18 protein-coding genes are annotated in these 22,000 nt (G+C 68.0%); 13 read left to right on the top strand and 5 right to left on the bottom strand.

Annotation, left to right across the window (positions count from 1 at the left end):
• Positions 1-22: 22 nt before the first annotated feature.
• The 3 genes from AC07PR_RS14115 to AC07PR_RS14105 all read left to right on the top strand — a co-directional run bounded on the left by AC07PR_RS14115 (position 23) and on the right by AC07PR_RS14105 (position 4,225).
• Positions 23-2,455: a UvrD-helicase domain-containing protein gene (locus AC07PR_RS14115; RefSeq protein WP_377156849.1), complete on the top strand. Its 2,433-nt coding sequence runs from the start codon at positions 23-25 to the stop codon at positions 2,453-2,455.
• A gap of 187 nt (positions 2,456-2,642) precedes the next feature.
• On the top strand, positions 2,643-2,963 hold the full coding sequence (locus AC07PR_RS14110) for a helix-turn-helix transcriptional regulator (RefSeq protein WP_377156847.1): 321 nt from the start codon (positions 2,643-2,645) through the stop codon (positions 2,961-2,963).
• A complete protein-coding gene (locus tag AC07PR_RS14105; RefSeq protein ID WP_495135660.1) occupies positions 2,960-4,225 on the top strand; it encodes a HipA domain-containing protein in 1,266 nt (421 codons plus the stop codon). Before AC07PR_RS14110 ends, AC07PR_RS14105 begins: the two co-directional genes overlap by 4 nt.
• Before the next feature lies 1 nt (position 4,226).
• Here AC07PR_RS14105 and AC07PR_RS14100 read toward each other — a convergent pair whose 3' ends face one another.
• From AC07PR_RS14100 to AC07PR_RS14085, 4 genes are all read right to left on the bottom strand, one after another.
• Entirely contained in the window at positions 4,227-6,449 is a 2,223-nt protein-coding gene (locus tag AC07PR_RS14100; RefSeq protein ID WP_495135659.1) for a PhoX family protein, read from the bottom strand.
• Between the two features lie 251 nt (positions 6,450-6,700).
• Positions 6,701-7,540 (bottom strand): BPSS1780 family membrane protein, encoded by an 840-nt coding sequence (locus tag AC07PR_RS14095; protein ID WP_377156843.1) that lies wholly within the window; start codon positions 7,538-7,540, stop codon positions 6,701-6,703.
• A complete protein-coding gene (locus AC07PR_RS14090) occupies positions 7,537-8,520 on the bottom strand; it encodes a homoserine kinase (RefSeq protein ID WP_495135658.1) in 984 nt (327 codons plus the stop codon). Before AC07PR_RS14090 ends, AC07PR_RS14095 begins: the two co-directional genes overlap by 4 nt.
• 54 nt (positions 8,521-8,574) lie before the next feature.
• Positions 8,575-8,919, bottom strand: coding sequence for a hypothetical protein (locus tag AC07PR_RS14085; RefSeq protein ID WP_483109207.1), 345 nt, complete (start codon positions 8,917-8,919; stop codon positions 8,575-8,577).
• A 113-nt stretch (positions 8,920-9,032) separates the two neighbouring features.
• Between AC07PR_RS14085 and polA the strand changes: the two genes are divergently transcribed.
• The 10 genes from polA to AC07PR_RS14035 all read left to right on the top strand — a co-directional run bounded on the left by polA (position 9,033) and on the right by AC07PR_RS14035 (position 21,508).
• A complete protein-coding gene (gene polA, locus AC07PR_RS14080; RefSeq protein ID WP_495135657.1) occupies positions 9,033-11,810 on the top strand; it encodes a DNA polymerase I in 2,778 nt (925 codons plus the stop codon).
• 312 nt (positions 11,811-12,122) lie between these two features.
• The gene (locus AC07PR_RS14075; RefSeq protein WP_495135656.1) at positions 12,123-13,391 is read left to right on the top strand and encodes a lipoprotein-releasing ABC transporter permease subunit; all 1,269 of its coding nucleotides are present in this window, start codon (positions 12,123-12,125) and stop codon (positions 13,389-13,391) included.
• Positions 13,384-14,118 (top strand): ABC transporter ATP-binding protein, encoded by a 735-nt coding sequence (locus AC07PR_RS14070; RefSeq protein ID WP_377156834.1) that lies wholly within the window; start codon positions 13,384-13,386, stop codon positions 14,116-14,118. The genes AC07PR_RS14075 and AC07PR_RS14070 overlap by 8 nt, the downstream gene beginning before the upstream one ends.
• Before the next feature lie 120 nt (positions 14,119-14,238).
• A complete protein-coding gene (purU, locus tag AC07PR_RS14065; protein ID WP_377156833.1) occupies positions 14,239-15,129 on the top strand; it encodes a formyltetrahydrofolate deformylase in 891 nt (296 codons plus the stop codon).
• Between the two features lie 45 nt (positions 15,130-15,174).
• Positions 15,175-16,008, top strand: coding sequence for a TatD family hydrolase (locus AC07PR_RS14060; protein WP_495135655.1), 834 nt, complete (start codon positions 15,175-15,177; stop codon positions 16,006-16,008).
• On the top strand, positions 16,001-16,537 hold the full coding sequence (locus AC07PR_RS14055) for a DNA-deoxyinosine glycosylase (RefSeq protein WP_377156830.1): 537 nt from the start codon (positions 16,001-16,003) through the stop codon (positions 16,535-16,537). Before AC07PR_RS14060 ends, AC07PR_RS14055 begins: the two co-directional genes overlap by 8 nt.
• Before the next feature lie 40 nt (positions 16,538-16,577).
• Positions 16,578-17,411 carry a spermine/spermidine synthase domain-containing protein gene (locus tag AC07PR_RS14050; protein ID WP_483109213.1) on the top strand — a complete coding sequence of 278 codons (834 nt, stop codon included), beginning with the start codon at positions 16,578-16,580 and terminating at the stop codon, positions 17,409-17,411.
• 2 nt (positions 17,412-17,413) lie between these two features.
• Positions 17,414-19,294, top strand: a complete 1,881-nt coding sequence (gene tfpB, locus AC07PR_RS14045) for a type IV pilus assembly ATPase TfpB (protein ID WP_495135654.1) — start codon at positions 17,414-17,416, stop codon at positions 19,292-19,294.
• 227 nt (positions 19,295-19,521) lie between these two features.
• A complete protein-coding gene (locus tag AC07PR_RS14040; protein ID WP_377156824.1) occupies positions 19,522-19,989 on the top strand; it encodes a tripartite tricarboxylate transporter TctB family protein in 468 nt (155 codons plus the stop codon).
• Between the two features lie 10 nt (positions 19,990-19,999).
• The gene (locus AC07PR_RS14035; RefSeq protein ID WP_377156822.1) at positions 20,000-21,508 is read left to right on the top strand and encodes a tripartite tricarboxylate transporter permease; all 1,509 of its coding nucleotides are present in this window, start codon (positions 20,000-20,002) and stop codon (positions 21,506-21,508) included.
• Between the two features lie 270 nt (positions 21,509-21,778).
• Here AC07PR_RS14035 and AC07PR_RS14030 read toward each other — a convergent pair.
• Positions 21,779-22,000 (bottom strand): hypothetical protein (locus AC07PR_RS14030; protein ID WP_495135653.1); only part of this gene is annotated, 222 nt, incomplete at its 5' end.

Genomic DNA, 22,000 nt, shown 5'->3' with positions numbered 1-22,000 from the left:
CCAGCCTCTCTAGAATGGCTGGATGAATTCCCAGGATTTCGGCGACGAGCGCCCGACCCCGCCGCAGGAGGACCTGTTCACGCCGCGCGCGCCGCGCGGCCTGCTGGACAACCTCAACCCCGAGCAGTACGCCGCGGTGACGCTGGGGCAGGAGCCCGCGCTGATCCTGGCCGGCGCCGGCTCGGGCAAGACGCGCGTGCTGACGACGCGCATCGCCTGGCTGATGAGCCAGGGGCATGCGACGCCGGCCTCGGTGCTGGCGGTGACCTTCACCAACAAGGCCGCCAAGGAGATGGTCACGCGCCTGTCCGCGATGCTGCCGGTGAACGTGCGCGGCATGTGGATCGGGACCTTCCACGGCCTGTGCAACCGCTTCCTGCGCGCGCACTGGAAACTGGCCGGCTTGCCGCAAGGTTTCCAGATCCTGGACTCGGGCGACACGCTGTCCGCGGTCAAGCGCGTCATCAAGGCGATGAAGCTCGACGAGGAGCGCTTCGTTCCCAAGCAGGTCTCCTGGTACATCGCCGGCGCGAAAGAGGACGGCATGCGTCCCAAGGACATCGACCTGCGCGATGAGCAGACCCGCAAGCTGGTCGAGATCTACCAGGCCTACCAGGACCAGTGCGAACGCGAGGGCGTCGTCGACTTCGCCGAGCTGATGCTGCGCTCGTTCGAGCTGATGCGCGACAACCAGGCCGTGCGCGAGCACTACCAGCGCCGCTTCCAGTACGTGCTGGTCGACGAGTTCCAGGACACCAACAAGCTGCAGTACGCGTGGCTGAAGATGTTCGCGCCGCCCGGGCGCGGGCAGGGCGTGTTCGCGGTCGGCGACGACGACCAGAGCATCTACGCCTTCCGCGGCGCGCGCGTGGGCAACATGGCCGACTTCGAGCGCGAGTACCGCGTGCGCCAGGTCGTGAAGCTGGAGCAGAACTACCGCAGCTTCGGCAACATCCTGGACGCAGCCAATGCGCTGATCAGCAACAACAGCCGGCGCCTGGGCAAGAACCTGCGCACCGAGGCCGGTCCCGGCGAGCCGGTGCGCGTGCACGAGGCCAGCAGCGATTTCGCCGAGGCGCAATGGCTGCTGGAGGAGGCGCAGGCGCTGCACCGCCAGGGGCTGGAGCGCAAGGAGATCGCGGTGCTCTACCGCAGCAACGCGCAGTCGCGGGTGATCGAATCGGCGCTGTTCAACGCCGGCATCCCGTACCGCGTGTACGGCGGCCTGCGCTTCTTCGAGCGCGCCGAGGTGAAGCATGCGCTGGCCTACCTGCGCCTGATCGAGAACCCCAACGACGACACCAGCTTCCTGCGCGTCGTCAACTTCCCGGCGCGCGGCATCGGCGCGCGCACCATCGAGCAGCTGCAGGACGCGGCGCGTCCGAGCGGGCGCTCGCTGGTGCAGAGCATCGGCGCGGTCGGCGGTCGCGGCGGCGCCAGCCTGGCGGGCTTCGTCGGCCTGATCGACGCGATGCGCGAGGCCACGGCCGGGCTCACGCTGCGCGAGATCATCGAACACATCATCGAACACTCCGGCCTGACGGCGTTCTACCGCGCCGAGAAGGAAGGCGAGGACCGGCTGGAGAACCTGGGCGAACTGGTCAACGCCGCCGAGGCCTTCGTGACGCAGGAAGGCTTCGGCAAGGACGCGGTGGCGCTGCCGGTGGACGAGCACTCGCCCGGCGCGATCGCGGACGGGTTGCCGGCGGCGGTCGCCCCGGCCGCGCCTGCCACGCCGGACGCGGAGACCGGCGAGATCATGTCGCCGCTGGCAGCGTTCCTGACGCATGCCTCGCTGGAAGCCGGCGACAACCAGGCGCAGGCCGGCCAGGACGCGATCCAGCTGATGACGGTGCACTCGGCCAAGGGCCTGGAGTTCGACGCGGTGTTCATCACCGGCATGGAAGAAGGTTTGTTCCCGCACGAGAACTCGCTGTCCGACTCGGACGGGCTGGAGGAAGAACGTCGGCTGATGTACGTCGCGATCACGCGCGCGCGTCAGCGGCTGTACATCAGCTTCTGCCAGACGCGGATGCTGCACGGCCAGACCCGCTACAACATCAAGAGCCGCTTCATGGAGGAGCTGCCCGAGGAGACGCTGAAGTGGTTGACGCCGCGCAACCAGGGCTTCGGCTCCGGCTTCGCGCGGGACTACCAGCAGGCGTGGCAGCGCGGCTCGGGGCTGAAGTCGATGGTGGGTGCGGGTCGCGTCGATCCGTCCGCGTTCCCGCAGGCGCCGGTGCCCAGCGCGATGAAGCAGTCAGCGGCCGAGAAGACCGGCAATGAACACGGTGGGCTGCGCGTCGGCAAGGGCGTGTTCCACAACAAGTTCGGCGAGGGCGTGCTGCTGACGCTGGAAGGCACGGGACCGGACGCGCGCGCGCAGGTCAACTTCGGCCGGCACGGCACGAAGTGGCTGGCGCTCAGCGTCGCCAAGCTCACGCCGATCGATTGAGACGGTGACCGTCGGAACGGTGTTCAGGGACGAGACCTGAACGATTGAGCGGACATCGTACGGAGCACGCCTCGAGGCGTGTCTCCAGGCGCAGAATGGGCGGTGAGCGATAAAGATTCCAGCAAACAGGAATCACGATTGCCCGGGAGGGAGATCCGGCGAATACGTCTTTGATCCTGGAATCTCCATGCGCACTGTTGTACCGATTGATCCCCCCGACGACCCGATGGTCGAGGACGCGCTGGCGCTGGGCGCCGCCGTCCGCGCCGCGCGCACCACGGCGAGGCTGCCGCTGGTCGAAGCCGCCGAGGCGCTGGGCATGTCGCGCCAGACGCTGATCAACATCGAGACCGGCCAGGGCGGCGTCAGCCTGTCCACCGTGCTCAAGGCGGCGAGGGCGCTCGGCGTGAGTCTGTTCGCCGTCCCGTCGCAGCAGCGGGAGGTCGTCAGACGCGCGATCCGCACCGCACGCGATTCGAAGTTCTCCGACCTGGATGACGATGCATGAACGGTCTGGAGGTCTGGCTCGACGAGCATGAAGTGGGCTGGCTGAGAGCGGCCGATGCGCCACTGGGGCAGACGGAGTCGCCGCGCAGGCTGTCGCTGGCTTACCTCGAACGATGGACCTCGGAAGTGCTGGCCTTTCCGCTGGCGCCGTCGCTGCCGATGCCGCCGCGCGGCGGACCGGGCAGCGAGTCCACGGCGGACGCCGTGCTCGCGTTCTTCGATCATCTGCTGCCCGCCGGAGACGCCCGGTCGCGGACCTTCGCCGCGCTGGGACTGAGCGCCGACGACTGCTTCGGCGCGATGCGCCTCATGGGGCGGGATCTGGCCGGCGCGGTGCGGCTGATCGCGGACGGGCTTCAACGACCGGCAGGGCCGGTGCAACGGGCGATCGCACGCGACGAACTGTCGGAGCGCCTCCGCCATCGCGATGAGCTGCCCTTCGCCGTCTGGGACGGACAGGTGCGGGGCGCGCTCGGTGGGGAGCGGGACAAGCTCGCGGTCTACGTCGAGCGGGACGGCGGCTGGCACTTCGTCGACGGACCGCAGATGGCGTCGACGCACGTGTTGAAGCCGGCGCCTGAGGCGCAGGGATCGGGCGATCAGCCCTTCAACGAATTCTTCTGCATGCGACTCGCCGCGCGCGTGGGCCTGGACGTGGCGCCGGTGCAGCTGCATCGCGTGCCGGAACCGGTGCTGCTGGTCGAGCGCTTCGATCGGCAGCGGCTCGAGGACGGCCGCGTGCGGCGCCTGCATGCGATCAGCGCCTGTCAGGCGCTCGGCGTGCCGCCAGCTGACCGTGAGGGGGTGTCGCTGGCGCAGATCTTCTCGCTGCTGGCGCACAGTCCCACGCCGCTGGTCGACAGCCGCGCGCTGCTGCGCTGGACGATGTTCCGCCAGCTCATCGGCAGCGAAGGCTCAGGGGCGGAGGACCTGTCGTTCTTCGTCGATCACGGGGGGCTGCGCGTGGCACCGGCTCATGGCTTCGCCTGCGGCACCCATGATGCCCATGGCGACCATGGCGCCCACAACGCGCGCGCATTTGATGCGCAGGCTTGGGCCGACTTCGCGCGCGACTGCGACATCGCGCCCCGCAGCATCACGCTGGAATTGAAACGCCTGTGCGAGCTGGTGCGCGCACAGGCGGAAGTGGTGGCCGAAGAACTCGCAGTCGAAGCGCCGCGGCCCGTGATCGAGGGCCTGCTCGGTCGGATCCTTGGCGAGAGCGACCGTCAGGCCGCCCTCGCGTCGGACATCGCCCGCTAGATCAGATCCCGATCTCGCCGCCGTCCTTGCGGGTGATGACCACCGTCGCGGAACGCGGACGCTTCTTCACCGTCGGGTCGGCCTGGTTGGCCGGCCAGTAGCTGCCGAAGGTCTTCGCGTTCCAGTCCGGCGTGGTTTCCTCGCCCGGGTGCTGGACGTTGAAGAACAGCGTCTTGGCGTCCGGCGTCATGGCGATGCCGGTGATCTCGCACTCCTTCGGGCCGACCAGGAAGCGGCGCAGGGTATCCGAGGTCGCCTTGGCGCCCGCGCGGGTCTGCGTGCCGCCGGCGGCCGTGGCCACGCCGCCGTCGCCGACCTTGCCCGGCAGCGCCGCCAGCATCATGCAGTTGGTGATGTCGGTGTAGGCGCCGTCATCGGTCTGGATCCACAACATGCCGCGCTTGTCGAAGTACAGGCCGTCGGGGCTGGAGAAGTCGTTGCTGTCCGCCAGCGCCGACAGGTTGACGTCCGCGGCCGCATCGGCCTGGGCGCCGAACAGGTAGACATCCCACGTCAGCTTGGTGACGTCCGCCGCATCTTCCTTCCAGCGGATGATGTGACCGTTGGGGTTGCCCTTCTGCGAGGTCGTGCCCTTGAGATCCTCGTAGTAGCGCGGGTTCGCGGCGTCCGGCTTGAGCTGGTTGCCGGTCGGGGTCGCGGTGTTGGCCACGCGGTTGCTGTTGTTGGTCAGCGTCATGTAGATCTCGCCGTTGGTCGGGTGCACCGCACCCCACTCCGGACGATCCATCTTCGTGGCGCCGACGATGTCGCCCGCGATGCGCGCGTTGATCAGCACGTCGCCCTGGTCGGCGAAGGCGTAGGTCGCGTTGGTGGCGTCCAGGCCGTTCTTGCCGAAGCTCAGCTCGACCCAGGTGCCGCTGCCGTCGGCGTTGAACTTGGCCACGTAGAGCGTGCCTTCGTCCAGGTACTTGGCGCCGGCGGCCATGCCCTTGCCGACATCGGCCGCATCCCAGTTGGCCTTGGAGACGAACTTGTAGATGTACTCGTTGCGCGAGTCGTCGCCCATGTAGATGACGATCGGCTTGCCGGCGACGGCCTCGGCGGGCCAGGCGCCTTCATGGTTGAAGCGGCCCAGCGCGGTGCGCTTGGCGGGGACGGAGTCCGGCGCGAACGGATCGATCTCGACCACCCAGCCGAAGGTGTTGATCGTGTTGCGGTAGTCGGCGGTCGCGGCGGCGCCGGTGACCGACGAGTTCCAGCGCGCGAACAGATCGGCGGTGCCGGCCGTTTCCCACAGGTAGGGGCTCTTGCGGTTCTGCGGCAGGCCGTAGCGGTTGAGACTGGCCACGTCCTTGGCGCTGCGCTGCGCGTCGTCGCCGGCGGCACGGCTGATCACGTTGAGGTAGTTCTCCTCGCAGGTCAGGTAGGTGCCCCACGGGGTGTAGCCGTTGGCGCAGTTGTTGTTGGTGCCGCGGGTCTGGACAGCCGTCGGGCTGAACAGCGTCTGCAGCTGGACGTTGCCCTTGGCCGGGCCGGTGATGTCCATCGTCGTGGCCGAGGTCACGCGGCGGTTGTAGCGCGAGCCGCGCACCATGCTCATGCCGGTGCCCGTGGCGTCGCGCTTGACTTCGACCACGGAGATGCCGTGGGCGTAGATTTCCTTCTCGACCTCGGTGGCGTTGCGCGCGGCGCCGGCGGCGCGGCCGGCCGGGTGCAGGCCGTACGGGGCGACGACGTACTCGTGGTTGACGGCCAGCAGGCCGCGGTCCGAGCGCTTGGCGTCGAAGGCACCGGCGTCGCTCAGGCCGAACCAGTACATGCCGTCGTGACCGTCGCCGACACGGCGGTTGTAGGACTCGGCCGATTCGGAACCGTCGTCCTGCCAGGACGTGTCGCCGAAGTGCAGCGGGTCGCCCAGCGCGTGCAGGATGCTGACGTTGTAGCCGTCGGCCACGGTCACCAGGTCGTTCTTGTTCTTGGCGACGGCGGTGAAGCCGATCTTCAGCGGGGCCGGCTGCGGCGCCGGGGCGGGCGCGGGGGCCGGCGCGGGCGAATCGTCGCTGCTGCCGCAGGCGCTCAGGATCGAGCCGCCCAGCAGCGCGGACGCCGCCGTGGTGATGCCGCCCTTGAGGGCGACGCGCCGCGACAGACGTGCGGCGAGGATGTCATCGAAATGCGGGTTGGCGGACGGATTGAGGACCGCGTCCTCGTCGTACTCGTTGATGCTGTCTTGGCTGGCAACGATGTCGTGCTGCTTGCTCATTCGTGAAGGCTCCGCTGCAATGGAAAGGCGGGCGGATTCTGCGAAGAGCAAGTGACGGTGACGTGAAAAAGCCGTTAGCAATTCCTTCGACGCATGTCCGTGCGAATGGCGAAGCAATGACCGGGGATGCGACGGGCAGGCGCCGAGGCAAGCGCAGAGGCAAGACCCGGCACCTGCTTTCAGGTGACGTCGGGCGATCTGCGTCCAGGTCTGCGCTCAGGTCTGGGTTCGGAATCGCGTTCAGACCTGGTTCAGGCCGGCGTGACCGGCGTCTCGGGCAGGTCTTTCGGTGCGCCGAACATGAAGCAGTCGATGAAGGTGAAGTACAGCGAGCAGTAGAACGCCGTCGTCAGGATCATCGCCAGCGGCACGAGCAGGAAGGGCAGCAGGTTGGCCAGGCCGAGCAGCATGCCGACGATGGTCAGCACCATCGTCGCGCCGAAGGTCAGGCCGACCCAGACCAGGCCCGACAGCGCGAAGGCGCCCTTGTTGCGCCACACCCCCAGCGTGCTGGAGAAGAGGGCCTGCAGCACGCCCTGGCCGCCCCAGTGGATCAGCGCCGGCGCGTGCCAGAACGGGATCGAGATCAGGCCCGTCAGCAGCAGCCGCAGGCCGATGCCGGTGGTCAGCGAGGGATCGGCGATGGTGGCCTCGATCGCCTTCTGATCGGGCTTGGCGGCGCTGCCCGCCGCGGCCACCTGCTCGACCGCGCGCACCAGGGCGCCGCCGTCCAGCCAGTGCGCCAGGAACATCACGGCGATCGTGCTGACCGCGTAGAGCAGGCCGAGGATCAACTGGTCGCGGCGCCGTTCCTTGGTCAGCTGCAGCGGCTGCGCGAAGACGGCGGCCGTCGGCGTATGCGACTGCAGCACCTGGTGCGACGCCAGCATGAAGGACAGCGACACCAGCGGCAGCGCCGCCAGCACGACCAGTTGACCCAGCAGCGGCACCAGCTGCAGCACCGACGAGACCAGCAGGAACACGGCGAACAGCCCGATCAGCGCGATCGGCTTGCGCCGTAGCACCTTCAGCCCGTGGCGCACCCAGAGCAGGCCGTTGCGCGGCGGGACCGTTTGCAGGTGCAGGATCATGACAAGGACTCCAGCGCATGCCAGGGCCTGGCGATGCGCTCGCGCAGGACGCGCTCGAAATGGGTGGGATCGTGGGGTTTGAGGAGGCTGGCCTCGCGCGGCAGGTGGAAGTCCCACAGCCGCGAGATCCAGAAGCGCAGCGCCGCCGCGCGCAGCAGGCCGGGCAGCAGGCGGTGCTCGGCACCGGTGAGCGGGCGCACCGACTCGTAGGCCTTGACGAAGGCGCCGGCGCGCTGCTCGTCGAGGCGGCCGCTGTCCAGGTCGATGCACCAGTCGTTCAGGCAGACGCAGAGGTCGAACAGGAAGCTGTCGACGCCGGCGAAGTAGAAGTCGAAGAAGCCGCTGAGCTTCTCGCGCCCGGGCAGGCCGTCGAACATCACGTTGTCGCGGAACAGGTCCGCGTGGACGGGGCCGCGTGGCAGCGCCGCGGCGCCGGGAGCGAGCTGCTCCTGGAAGGCCAGTTCGGCGCTCAGCAGCGCGGCCTGTTCGGGCGTCAGATGCGGCAGCACGACGGGCACCGTCTCACGCCACCACGGCAGGCCGCGCAGGTTGTCCTGGTGCAGCGGGAAGTCCTGGCCGGCCAGATGCATCCGGGCGAGCCCGGCGCCGACCTGCTCGCAATGGAACACGTCCGGGGCCAGCTGATGCCCGCCACGCAGCTTGTCCACGACCGCCGCCGGCTTGCCGGCCACGGTGTGCAGGATGCGGTCCTGCGCGTCGGGCTGCGGCGCGGGCACCGGCACGCCTTTGCGCGCGAGGTGCCGCATCAGCTCCAGGTAGAAGGGCAGTTGCTCGAAGCTCAGGCGCTCGAAGATCGTCAGCACGTAGTCGTGCTGCTCGCCGCCGCGCGTCGTGGTGACGAAGTAGTTGGTGTTCTCGATACCGGCGGTGATCCCCTTGAGCGATTGCAGTTCGCCCAGGGCCAGCGTGTCCAGCAGCGCTTGCGCCTGCTCGGTCGAGACGTCGGTGAATACGGCCATGAAAAGGAAAAAGAACGGACCGGGGGCCGACCGCGGCGGATCAGCCTCGACGGGTCAGAAATTGAAGAGGCGCCAGACCCGCGCGCCCGCGTTGCCGCGGTCGTCGCCCTGGCGGGTGGGGATGTCGCGACCGGTGTCGCCGAGCAGGATCTCGTACTCGGGCGCCTTGCTGTCCTTGTTCTTGACCACGACCTTTTGGGTCAGGCCCCTCACCCGGGTTTCCTCGATGCGGACCTTGTCGTCTTCGTTGACGAGCTGTTCGACCTTCACCTCGGGCACGTCGCGGAACTTCGCGGGCTCGGCGGGGGCCGGGACCGGAGCCGGCGCGTCGGCCGCGTGAGCCTGGAACGCGAAGGCGGCCAGGACGGCGAACAGAGGGGCGAGGCGGGTGGTTTTCATGGTGGAGCCGATTCTAAGGCTCGCCCCAGGAAAACCCCGCCCCCCGGGCGAGTGCCGGTTGAAGTCCCGGTCTCCTGCCAGTCCGGGCGCCGCGCGCCTGCAACAATGTCGGGATGAGCAAACCTCTGATGCTGCTGGTCGACGGGTCCAGCTACCTCTACCGCGCGTTCCATGCCATGCCCGACCTGCGCGGTCCCGGCGGGCAGCCCACCGGTGCCATCCACGGCATGGTGGCCATGCTGAAGAAGCTGCGCGACGACTACGGCGCCGCACATGCCGCCTGCGTCTTCGACGCGTCCGGCCCGACCTTCCGCGACGAGTGGTACCCCGAATACAAGGCCCAGCGCGCGCCGATGCCCGACGCGCTGCGCGAGCAGATCGAGCCGATCCACGAGGTGGTGAAGCTGCTGGGCTGGCCCGTCCTGACGGTGCCCGGCGTCGAGGCCGACGACTGCATCGGCACGCTGTCGCGGGTGGCGGCGCAGGCGGGCCACCAGGTGGTGATCTCGACCGGCGACAAGGACCTGGCGCAGCTGGTGACGCCGGACGTCACGCTGATCAACACGATGAGCAACGAGAAGCTGGACGAGGCCGGCGTGCTGGCCAAGTTCGGCGTGCCGCCGGATCGCATCATCGATTACCTGACCCTGATGGGCGACACGGTGGACAACGTGCCCGGCGTCGAGAAGGTCGGCCCGAAGACCGCCGCCAAGTGGATCGCCGAGCACGGTTCGCTGGACGGCGTGATCGCCCACGCGGACCAGATCAAGGGCGTCGCCGGCGAGAACCTGCGCAAGGCGCTGGACTGGCTGCCGATGGGACGCAAGCTGGTGACGGTGAAGGTCGACTGCGACCTGTGCGTGCACGTCGCGGGCTGGCCGGCGCTGGAGGCGCTGGCTTTCAACCCGGTCGACGAAGCCGGCCTGCTGGACTTCTACACGCGCAACGGCTTCAAGACCTGGAAGCGCGACCTGGAAGGCAAGCTCGGCGGCGAGGCGCCCAAGCGTGCCGCGCCGGAAGCGGACCTCGGTGCCGCGCGGCCGACCGATCCCTATGCCGAGGTCCAGCATCCGGCGATCCCCGTCGACAAGCGCTACGAGACCATCGTCGACATGTCCCGGCTCGACGCCTGGATCGAGCAGCTGAACGCCGCCGAACTGGCCGCCTTCGACACCGAGACCGACTCGCTGGATCCGATGCAGGCGCGCATCGTCGGCATCAGCTTCAGCGTGAAGCCGGGCGAGGCCGCCTACATCCCGATCCGCCACGACGGCCCGGACGCGCCCGAGCAACTGCCGATGGACGAGGTGCTCGCGAAGCTCAAGCCCTGGCTCGAGGATCCGCTGAAGAAGAAGGTCGCGCAGAACGTCAAGTACGACACCCACGTGCTGGCCAACCACGGCATCGCGGTCCAGGGGACCGCCTTCGACACGATGCTGGAGAGCTACGTGCTGGAGGCGCATCGCAGCCACGGCCTGGAGGCCCTGGCCGATCGCGTGCTGGGCCGCAAGGGCCTGAGCTACGAGGACCTGTGCGGCAAGGGCGCGCACCAGATCCCGTTCGCGCAGGTCGAGGTGGCGAAGGCGTCGGAATACTCCTGCGAGGACTCCGAGATGTGCCTGCACGTGCACCAGACGCTGATGCCGCGCCTGGAGGCCGACGCCGGGCTGAAGTTCATCTACGAGCAGATCGAGATGCCGGTGTCGGCGCTGCTGGCGCGGATCGAGCGCACCGGTGTGCTGATCGATGCCGGTCGGCTGCAGGCGCAGAGCGCCGACCTCGGTCAGCGCATGGTGGCGGCGGAGCAGGCGGCTTACGAGATCGCGGGGCAGCCGTTCAACATCGGCTCGCCCAAGCAGATCGGCGAGATCCTGTTCAACCGGCTCGGCCTGCCCGTGGTGAAGCGCACCGCGACCGGCGCGCCGTCGACGGACGAGGAGGTGCTTGAGAAGCTGTCCGCGGACTTCCCGCTGCCGGCCAAGATCCTCGAGTACCGCGCGCTGTCCAAGCTCAAGAGCACCTACACGGACAAGCTGCCGTTGATGGTCAACGCCCGGACGGGCCGCGTGCACACGACCTACTCGCAGGCCGTGGCGGTGACGGGACGCCTGTCCAGCAACGAGCCCAACCTGCAGAACATCCCCATCCGCACGGCCGATGGTCGCCGCGTGCGCGAGGCCTTCATCGCGCCGACGGGACATCACATCGTGTCGGCGGACTATTCGCAGATCGAGCTGCGGATCATGGCGCACATGAGCGAGGACCCGGGCCTGCTGAAGGCGTTCCAGGAAGGGCAGGATGTGCACCGCGCGACGGCGGCCGAGGTCTTCGGCGGCGGCCTGGATGCCGTCACGCCCGAGCAGCGGCGCTATGCGAAGACGATCAACTTCGGCCTGATCTACGGCATGGGCGCGTTCGGGCTGGCACAGTCGCTGGGCATCGAGCAGAAGGCGGCGAAGGACTACATCGACCGCTACTTCACGCGTTTCGCGGGCGTGCGGAGCTACATGGACGACACGAAGCAGTTCGCCAAGGAGAAGGGCTATGTCGAGACCGTCTTCGGGCGGCGTCTGTGGCTGCCGGAGATCAACTCGGGCAATGGTCCGCGCCGCAGCGGCGCCGAGCGTCAGGCGATCAACGCGCCGATGCAGGGCACGGCCGCCGACTTGATCAAGCTGGCGATGATTGCCGTGCAGCAGGCGCTGGACGAGCAGGGCAAGAAGACGAAGATCGTCATGCAGGTGCACGACGAACTGGTCTTCGAGGTGCCGGACGAGGAACTGGACTGGGTGAAGTCCGAGGTGCCGACGCTGATGGCCGGCGTCGCCGCGCTGAAGGTGCCGCTGCTGGCCGAAGTTGGCGTCGGCGCCAACTGGGACGAGGCGCACTGACTGCCACGGTCGCAGGCCCTCACCCTCCCTCTCCCGCAAGCGGGAGAGGGGGCAAGAAGGACACCGCATGGCTCCTCTTCCGCAGGCCTCGACGCATCGCGGACTCCGGGGCGGGCCCCAGGCCGTTGGCGCATTGAGCCTCCAAAAACTGACTGGGGCGCCGTCTGTCCGAGCACAGCGAACCGCAGGTGAGCGGCGCGAGTTGGCGCCCCTGCGAGATGCGCCAACGGCCTGGGGCCCGCCCCGGAGTCCGTTGCTCATCAGCCAGCCCTAAGCGGCGAGGGCAAGGCGAGCGGTTAGCATCCACCCCCTATGAATTGGCCCTATGAGTTGCAGATCGGCTGGCGTTACACGCGAGCTGGGCGTGGAGGGCGCCGCAACCGCTTCATTTCCTTCATCTCTGGCGTGTCGATGTTCGGCATTGCGCTGGGCGTTGCCGCGTTGATCATTGTGTTGTCGGTGATGAACGGCTTCCAGAAGGAGGTGCGCGAGCGGATGCTGTCGGTGATTGCGCACGTGGAGCTGTTGAGCGAAACGGGCGAGGGGCTTCCGGACTGGCGCGCCGTGGCGGACCAGGCGAAGAAGAATCCCGAGGTCGCCGCCGCTGCGCCGTTCGTGTCGGGCCAGGCGCTGATCGCGCGGGGCTCGGACATGCGCGGCACGATCGTTCGGGGCATCGATCCGGCGTTGGAGCCGACGGTGACGCCGATCGCCGAGAAGCTGGCGAAGGACGGCCTGCTGGAGCGCCTGCAGCCGGGCCAATGGAACATCATCCTGGGCATCGAGCTGGCGCGGCAACTGGGCGTGCAGCGCGGCGACAAGATCACGCTGGCGATCCCGTCCGGTCAGGTGACGCCGCTGGGCGTGCAGCCGACGCTGCGGCAGTTCACGCTGGTGGGCGTCTTCGAGGCCGGGCATTACGAGTACGACAGTGGCCTCGCGCTCATCCATGTGGGCGATGCCGCCAAGCTGTTCCGCACCGGCACGCCGAGCGGCGTGCAGCTGAAACTGCGCGACGTGCAACTGGCCCGCCAGGTCGGCGCGCAATTGCAGCGCGAGATGCTGCAGGCCGGGCAGGCGATCTACGTCCGCGACTGGACCCGCACCAACGCCAACTGGTACGACGCGGTCCAGGTCGAGAAGCGGATGATGGGCATCATCCTGACGCTGATCGTCGCGGTGGCCGCGTTCAACCTGGTGTCGACGCTGGTGATGACGGTGACCGACAAGCAGGCCGACATCGCCATCCTGCGCACGCTGGGCGCCAGCCCGCGTTCGATCATGGGCGTGTTCATGATCCAGGGCGCGTTGGCTGGCGTGATCGGCACCTTGGGCGGACTCGGGCTGGGGCTGGTCGTCGCGCACAACCTGGACGTGATCGTTCCCACCATCGAGAAGTTGCTGCACACCACCTTCCTGCCGGCCAGCATCTACGTCATCAGCCACATGCCGAGCGATCCGCAGTGGTCCGACATCGTGCCCATCACCGTGACCTCGCTGATCCTGGCGTTCGTCGCGACGGTCTATCCGAGCTGGCGCGCCAGCCGCGTCCAGCCCGCGGAGGCGCTGCGTTATGAATGACGCCAAGAAGAACGCAACGCCAGCAGCCGCCCGCATCCCCGCCGGACAGGTGGTGTTGCAAGGGCAGGGGCTGGGCAAGCGCTTCGTCGAAGGACCGCTCGATGTGCAGGTCTTCCACGGCCTCGACGTCACCGTGAAGGCCGGCGAGACGCTGGCGGTGCTCGGTGCCTCGGGGTCGGGCAAGAGCACGCTGCTGCATCTGCTCGGCGGCTTGGACAAGCCGTCCGCCGGCCGCGTCGAACTGATGGGACGCGACCTCGGCACGCTCGGCGAGAAGGCCCGCGGCGACTGGCGCAACCAGCACCTCGGGTTCATCTACCAGTTCCACCACCTGCTGCCGGAATTCAGCGCGCTGGACAACGTCGCGATGCCGCTGCGCATCCGCCGTGTCCCGCAGGAGCAGGCGCGCGAACAGGCCGCGAAGGTGCTGACGCGCGTGGGGCTCGGCCCCCGCGTGCTGCATCGACCGGGCGAACTGTCCGGCGGCGAGCGTCAGCGCGTGGCGATCGCCCGCGCACTGGTCACGGGCCCGGCCTGCGTCCTGGCCGACGAACCCACCGGCAACCTCGACCGCTCCACGGCCGCAACGGTCTTCGACCTGATGCTCGAGATGGCCCGCGAGCTGGGCACCGCCTTCGTGATGGTGACCCACGACCAGGACCTGGCGGCCCGTTGCGAGCACCAGCGCCGGCTGGTCGGCGGCGCGCTGCAGCCACTCGCGGCCTGAGGACCTGGCGCCTCGGCGTTGCCGCCGAGGCTGGGTTGCCCGATCGCGAGGCCGCGGCCGCTCGTTCCGCCCGCGCCTGGGCCGGTGCGGCACGACCACTGCATTACGATGCGCGTCATCATGACCGCCTCGAAGCCTTCCTCGGAATCCCCGTCCACCCGCTTCATCCTGAAGCTCAGCTGTCCCGACCAGGCCGGCATCGTCCACGCCGTCACCGGCATCCTGCTCGAGCAGGGCGCCAACATCCTGACCTCGGCCCAGCACGGCGACGCCGATCACCGCCGCTTCTTCATGCGCATCGAGTTCGAGTGCGCCGAGGCCCGCCCGGCATCCGCGCTGCGCGACGCCTTCGCGCCGCTGGCGGCGCGGCTGGCCATGGATTGGGAACTGGTCGACGCGCAGCGCAAGACACGCGTGCTGCTGTTGGTGTCCAAGCTCGGCCACTGTCTGAACGATCTGCTGTTCCGCGTTCAGACCGGCCATCTGGCGATCGAGATCCCGGCCATCGTGTCGAACCACCGCGACTTCTATCAGCTGGCCGCGTCACACGACATCCCGTTCCACCACCTGCCGCTGCTGCAGGCGAGCGACGAGCAGAAGCAGGCGCAGGAACGCAAGCTCCGAGAGTTGATCGAGGAGCAGCAGATCGACCTCGTCGTGCTGGCGCGCTACATGCAGATCCTGTCGCCGGAGTTGTGCCGCTTCCTGGAGGGGCGCGCGATCAACATCCATCACAGCTTCCTGCCCAGCTTCAAGGGCGCGCGTCCGTACCACCAGGCCCACGAGCGCGGCGTCAAGCTCATCGGCGCGACTGCGCACTACGTGACCTCGGATCTCGACGAGGGGCCGATCGTGGAGCAGGACGTCGCCCGCATCGACCACTCGATGACGCCGGACCAGCTCGTGGCGATCGGCCGCGACGTCGAATGCGTGACGCTCGCCCGCGCGATCCAGTGGCACGCCGAGCACCGCGTGCTGCTCAACGGCCATCGCACGGTGGTCTTCCGCTGAGCGACGCGAAGGTCCGCGTCTCTTCCAACCTTTCCTGGTGTCGCCATGTGGACTGACACGCACTGCCACCTCGACGCCTCGGAGTTCGACGCCGACCGCGACGCCGTGGTCGCGCGCGCCGTGGCGGCGGGCGTGTCGCAGATCGTGATCCCGGCGGTGGTCGCTGGCAACTTCGAGTCGGTGAGGGCGCTCGCGCATGCGCATGGTGTCAGCTACGCGCTGGGCATCCATCCGCTGTACGTGATGCACGCGCGCGACGAGGACCTCGGCCGCCTCGATCGGATGCTGGCCGAGTGCCGCGACGACCCGCGCCTGGTCGGCATCGGCGAGATCGGTCTGGACTTCTTCGTCAAGGACCTCGACGCGGCCACGCAGCAGCACTTCTACATCGAGCAGCTGAAGCTCGCGAAGCGGCATGGGCTGCCGGTGATCCTCCATGTGCGCCGCAGCGCGGATCAACTGCTCGGCGGACTGCGTCGCATCGGCGTGCAGACCGGCGGCATCGGTCACGCATTCAACGGCAGCCGGCAGCAGGCCGATGCCTTCATCGATCTCGGCTTCAAGCTCGGCTTCGGCGGCACGCTCACCTTCGACCGTTCGCTGCAGATCCGCCGGCTCGCCGCGGAGCTGCCGGCGGAGGCGCTGGTCCTCGAGACGGATGCGCCGGACATCCCGCCGCACTGGCTGTACCGCACGGCCGAGGAGCGCGCCGCAGGCGCCACTTCTCGCAACGAGCCGGGAGAGCTGCCACGGATCGGCGCGGTGCTCGCCGGGCTGCGCGGCTGGACGCTGGAGGAAGCGGCCGAGATCACGGGCCGAAATGCGCGCGCCGCGCTGCCGCGCCTGGGCGCGCTGGATGCCGCTCGCGCGAATGGCTGACACGCCCGGCGCTCCCGACCTGCGCGAACCTGCCCGCTGGCAGGGGCTCGCGCCCGTCCACGCGCCGGACGCCGAATGGCTGCTGCTGGGGAGCTTTCCCGGTGTCGCCTCGCTGCAGGCGCAGCAGTATTACGGCCATCCGCGCAACCAGTTCTGGCGGCTGGTCGGCGAGGTCTTCGGCGTCGACCTCGTCGCGATGGGTTACCCCGAGCGCCTCGCCGCATTGCGCGCCCACCGCGTCGCGGTCTGGGACGTGATCACCGAGACCGAGCGTGAAGGCAGCCTCGACAGCGCCATCCGCAATCCCTTCGCCAGCGACCTCGGCCGGCTGCTGCAGGAACTGCCGGCGCTGCGCACGATCGGCTTCAACGGGGGCACGGCCTTGCGCTTCGGGCTGAAGCAGCTCGGACCTCTTGCAGCCCGTTACCGTGTGCTGGGGCTCCCCAGCTCCAGCCCGGCCTACACGATGCCCTACGATGCCAAGCTTCGCGCCTGGCGAGAGCTCGCCGGGCCATCGACCGACAGATGACGAGACCGGGCCCCGCGGACCCGGCATGGGAACGACAGCCGTGAGCAAGCAACGGGACTCGAAGAAGGACAAGAGCGGCAGAAGGACCGACTGGGTGGAAGCGACGCTGAGTGAATTCGACGGCGTGCGTTTCCTTCACCTCGATTCGATCTGGGTCCAGGGCGCCATGCGGCTCAAGAAGCCGGAGAAGCTCGAGCTGGAATACGTTCAGCGGATGATGGCCTGGATGCTCTGGCGCGATGTCCGCGAGATGACCAGCGGGCAGGCGGTGCAGCTCGGCCTGGGCGCCGGCGCGCTGACGCGCTTCTGTCGCAAGCAGTTGAAGATGAAGACCACGGCGGTCGAGATCAACCCGACCGTCATCAGCGCCAACCGGCACTGGTTCCACCTGCCCGACGACGACGACCGGCTGCGCGTGATCAACGAGGATGCCGGCGCGTGGGTGGCCGACGCGGAGCACTGGGGCAGTGCGCAGGTGCTCAACGTCGACCTCTACGACCATGAGGCGGCCGCACCGGTCCTCGACGACGAGGCCTTCTATGCCGACTGCCATCGCGTGCTCGCCGACGGCGGGCTGATGACGGTCAACCTCTTTGGCCGCAGCGCCAGCTTCACGCGCAGCGCGGCGCGGATCGCGAAGGTGTTCGGCTCCGACCAGGTCTGGCACCTGACGCCGACCCGCGAGGGCAATACCATCGTCGTCGCGGGGCGCGGCGTGGCGGTGCCGGAGCGCGAGGTGCTCGAACAGCGCGCCGCCCACATCGAGGCCCGCCATGACCTGCCGGCCACCAAGTGGCTCAAGCTGGTGCGGCCGCTGCCGATGAACGTGATCCATCAGCTCCACGCGGCTGCGGCCGTCGACTCTGACGAGTGACCATGAAACACAACACGTCGACGCCTCACGGCGACAAGAGCGCTGCGCCCGCTCCCGCTCCCGCAGCGAAGGCGGCCGCACCCCTCCCGGCGCCGCCGGCCCCACCCGCCAAGCCCAAGGCCGCCGAGGCCGGCGGCACGCGGCTCGATTGGCGCCAGTTGCTGCACTGGCTGTCCGAGGACGGCGTGATCGACCAGGAGCAGGTCCAGCGCACCGAGGCGCGCTTCGGCACCAGCCAGAGCGCCCAGCATCCGCTGACCCGGCTCGGCGCGGCCGGGCTCGTGCGCATCACCAATGGCCGATCGCTGGATACCGAGTCGCTGACCGAATGGCTCGCGGGCCGCCTGAAGCTGCCCTACGTCCGCATCGATCCGCTGAAGGTCGACGTCGGCCGTGTCGCCGACGTGATGTCCGCCAGCTATGCCGAGGCGCGTCGCTGCCTGCCGATCCAGGTCGGCCTGACCGAAGTGACCATTGCGGTCGCCGAACCGCAGGACACCAGCTGGGTTCCGCAGATCGAGTCGCACACCCGCAAGCGCGTGAAGCTGGCCCTGGCCAATCCGCAGGAGATCGCGCGCTTCACGACCGAGTTCTTCACGTTGGCGCGGTCGGTGCGCGCGGCGACGAAATCCGGCGAGGCAAGCCAGCAGGCGAGCTTCGAACAGCTCGTCGAGCTCGGTCGCAGCAACCGCCAGCTCGACGCCAACGACCAGGGCGTGGTGCAGGTCGTGGACTGGCTCTGGCAGTACGCCTTCGACCAGCGCGCCAGCGACATCCACCTGGAGCCGCGCCGCGAGATGGGCGTGATCCGCTTCCGCATCGACGGCGTGCTGCACACGGTCTACCAGTTGCCGCCCACGGTGATGGGCGCGATGACCGCGCGCATCAAGTTGCTGGGGCGCATGGACGTGGTCGAGAAGCGCCGCCCGCTCGACGGTCGCATCAAGACGCGCAATCCGGCCGGCGAGGAGGTGGAAATGCGTCTGTCGACGCTGCCGACCGCCTTCGGGGAAAAGATGGTGATGCGGATCTTCGATCCCGACACCGCCGTGAAGGACCTGGCGCAGCTCGGATTCTCGACCCACGACGCCGAGCGCTGGAATCGACTGACCGCGCGGCCGCACGGGATCATCCTCGTGACCGGTCCGACCGGCAGCGGCAAGACCTCGACGCTCTACTCGACGCTCAAGCGCCTGGCGACCGACGAGGTCAACGTCTGCACCGTCGAGGATCCGATCGAGATGATCGAGCCCTCGTTCAACCAGTCGCAGGTGCAGCCGACCATCGACTTCAACTTCGCCGAGGGACTGCGCGCGCTGATGCGGCAGGACCCGGACATCATCATGGTCGGCGAGATCCGCGACCTGGAGACCGCGGAGATGGCGATCCAGGCCTCGCTGACCGGTCACCTGGTGTTCTCGACGCTGCACACGAACGATTCGGCCTCCGCGATCACCCGCATGGTGGACCTGGGCGTGCCCAACTACCTGATCGATGCGACGGTGATCGGCGTGCTGGCGCAGCGCCTCGTGCGCACGCTGTGCCCGAACTGCAAGGAGCCGGATCCGGAGGTCACGCGCGATTCGCTCAACGAGATGCTCAAGCCCTGGCGCCTGAACGGAGGCGTCAAGCCTTACCGGCCGGTGGGCTGCCTGGACTGCCGCAACACCGGTTTCCGGGGACGTGCCGGGCTGTACGAGCTGCTTCTGCTGACCGACAGCATCCGCAAGCACCTGCACCCGAACACCGACATGACAGCCTTGCGCCGGCAGGCGGTGCAGGAAGGCCTGCGCCCGCTGCGCCTGGGCGGTGCGATGAAGGTCGCCGAGGGGCTGACGACCATGGATGAGGTGCTGCGCAGCACGCCCACCTGGGAGACCTGAACGGATCCGGCTGACCGGAGCCGGATCCATCCGCTTGCCGCCCCCCAGGCTCGTGGGGGCGGGTAAGCCCGCGCAGACAACGCGCAAGGCCCGTGCCGAGCGGGCGCGTGAAGATCGCCATACGCCCCGTGCGAGGTGCGGCGTCACCCCTTACGTGATAACCACAGACCTCGATGGGGACCCGATTCCTAGAATCGCGCCCATTCAAGCCGATAGAGGTTCCCTCGATGAAGATCAAGAGTCAACGCGACTTCTGGTCAGGGCTGATGTTCGTGGTCGTTGGCGTCGCGTTCGCGTGGGGCTCGGCAACGAACTACAGCTTTGGCTCCTCGGCCCGCCCCGGGCCTGGTTACTTCCCCTTCGGGCTGGGCGTGCTGCTCGCGCTGCTGGGGGCGGTGGTGCTGTTCAAGGCACTGACGATCGAGTCGGAGGGCGGCCAGCCCGTCGGCGCCTTCGCCTGGAAGCCTCTGGTGATCGTCGTCGGCGCGATCATCGTGTTCGGCCTCGCCCTGCCGCGACTGGGCATGATCATCACGCTGCCGCTGCTGATCACGATCGCTTCGCTGGCCAGCGACGAGTTCCGCTGGCGCGATGCGCTGCTCAGCAGCGTGGTCCTGACCGCGGGCAGCTACGCGATCTTCATCTGGGGTCTGAATCTGGTGATCCCCATCTGGCCAACCTTCCTGGGCGGCTGAGGAGTCACGCATGGATCTGATCAACAACCTGATGATGGGGTTCGGCACGGCGTTCACGCCGGAGAACCTCCTGTACGCCTTCGGCGGGGCGGTGCTCGGCACCCTGATCGGCGTGCTGCCGGGCCTGGGCCCGGTCGCGACCATCGCGATGCTGCTGCCGTCGATCTACTCGCTGGACGCGACGCCGGCGCTGATCATGCTCGCCGGCATCTATTACGGCGCGCAGTACGGCGGCTCGACGACGGCCATCCTGATCAACGTCCCCGGCGAGTCCTCGTCGGTCGTGACCGCGATCGACGGCTACCAGATGGCCCGGCAAGGCCGCGCCGGCGCCGCGCTGGCGGCCGCTGGCCTGGGCTCGTTCTTCGCCGGCTGCGTCGGCACGATCATCATCGCGGCCTTCGCGCCGCCGCTGACCGAGCTGGCCTTCAAGTTCGGCCCCGCCGAGTACTTCTCGCTGATGGTGCTGGGCCTGATCGGCGCCGTGGTGCTGGCCTCGGGCTCGCTGGTCAAGGCGATCTCGATGATCCTGCTGGGCTTGCTGCTCGGCCAGATCAACACCGACGTGATCTCGGGGACGCCGCGCTTCTCATTCGATGTTCCAGAGCTGACCGACGGGATCAACTTCGTCGTGATCGCGATGGGTATCTTCGGCTTCGGCGAGATCATCGCGAACCTCGGCCAGCCAGCCGAGCATCGCGAGGTCTTCACCAAGAGCGTCAAGGGCCTGTGGCCGACCAAGCAGGACTTCCATGACGCCTGGCCGGCGGTGTTGCGCGGCACGGCCCTGGGCTCGGTGCTGGGCGTGCTGCCCGGCGGCGGCGCGTTGCTGGCATCGTTCGCGGCCTATACGCTGGAGAAGAAGATCTCCAAGCACCCGGAGAAGTTCGGCAAGGGCGCCATCCAGGGCGTGGCGGGTCCGGAATCGGCCAACAACGCCGGCGCGCAGACCTCCTTCATCCCGATGCTGACGCTGGGCATCCCGCCCAACGCGGTGATGGCGCTGATGGTGGGTGCGATGACGATCAAGGGCATCCAGCCCGGTCCGCAGGTCATGACCAGCAACCCGGAACTCTTCTGGGGGCTGATCGCCTCCATGTGGGTCGGCAACCTGATGCTGGTGATCCTGAACCTGCCGTTGATCGGCATCTGGATCAAGCTGCTGACCGTGCCTTACCGCTTCCTGTTCCCGGCGATCGTGGTGTTCTGCTGCATCGGCACCTACACGCTGAACAACAACAACTTCGACGTGTTCATGACGGCGGCGTTCGCGGTGGTCGGATATCTCTTCTACAAGCTGAGCTGTGAGCCGGCCCCGCTGCTGCTGGGCTTCATCCTCGGTCCGATGATGGAAGAGAACCTGCGTCGCGCGCTGCTGCTGTCGCGCGGCGACTGGAGCACCTTCCTGTCCCGGCCGCTGTCGGCGGGCCTGTTGATCGCCGCGGCGCTGATGGTGGTGGTGGTGATGCTGCCGTCCATCAAGAACAAGCGTGACGAGGCGTTCCAGGACGCGGATTGACCGGCCAGACGCCCTCATGCTTCATCGAAGACCCGCCTCGGCGGGTCTTTTTCTTTGGTGTGTCGCCGCTGGGCCTCCAGGAGAAACAAGGGCTTAGTGGTACTCCGTGCGAGTCGCGGCCAGCTGTCAACAACTTTCCCTTGTAGTTCTTGCGAGCCGCTTCATCAGCGTGCTACAGTCGCTGTCTTCGCTGCACAGACATCTGTCTTGCAGCGGCCCCTGAAGGAACTGTCGGGGGTGTCGAATGACTAACCGGGTTTGTCCTGGGTTTCATTTGACGGCGAGATTCTCGCAGTCGCTGATGAAAATAATTTCTCTGACTGCTTGACGGGTTCGAAAGAAATCGTTCATAATCTCGCTTCTGCGCTGCTGACGACAAATCAGCTGTGCGACGAAGCAAGGCGGAAGGCCTGAGGCGAAAGCTGCTTCGATGTTCTTTAAGAATTTACAGCCGATAAGCGTGGGCGTCTGGACGAGCGACCTGAGAAGGTT

The organism is Roseateles sp. GW821-FHT09H11 (genome assembly GCF_059415845.1).
Note: the sequence above shows the minus strand (reverse complement) of the source record. Positions and strands in the feature narration are given on the sequence as shown.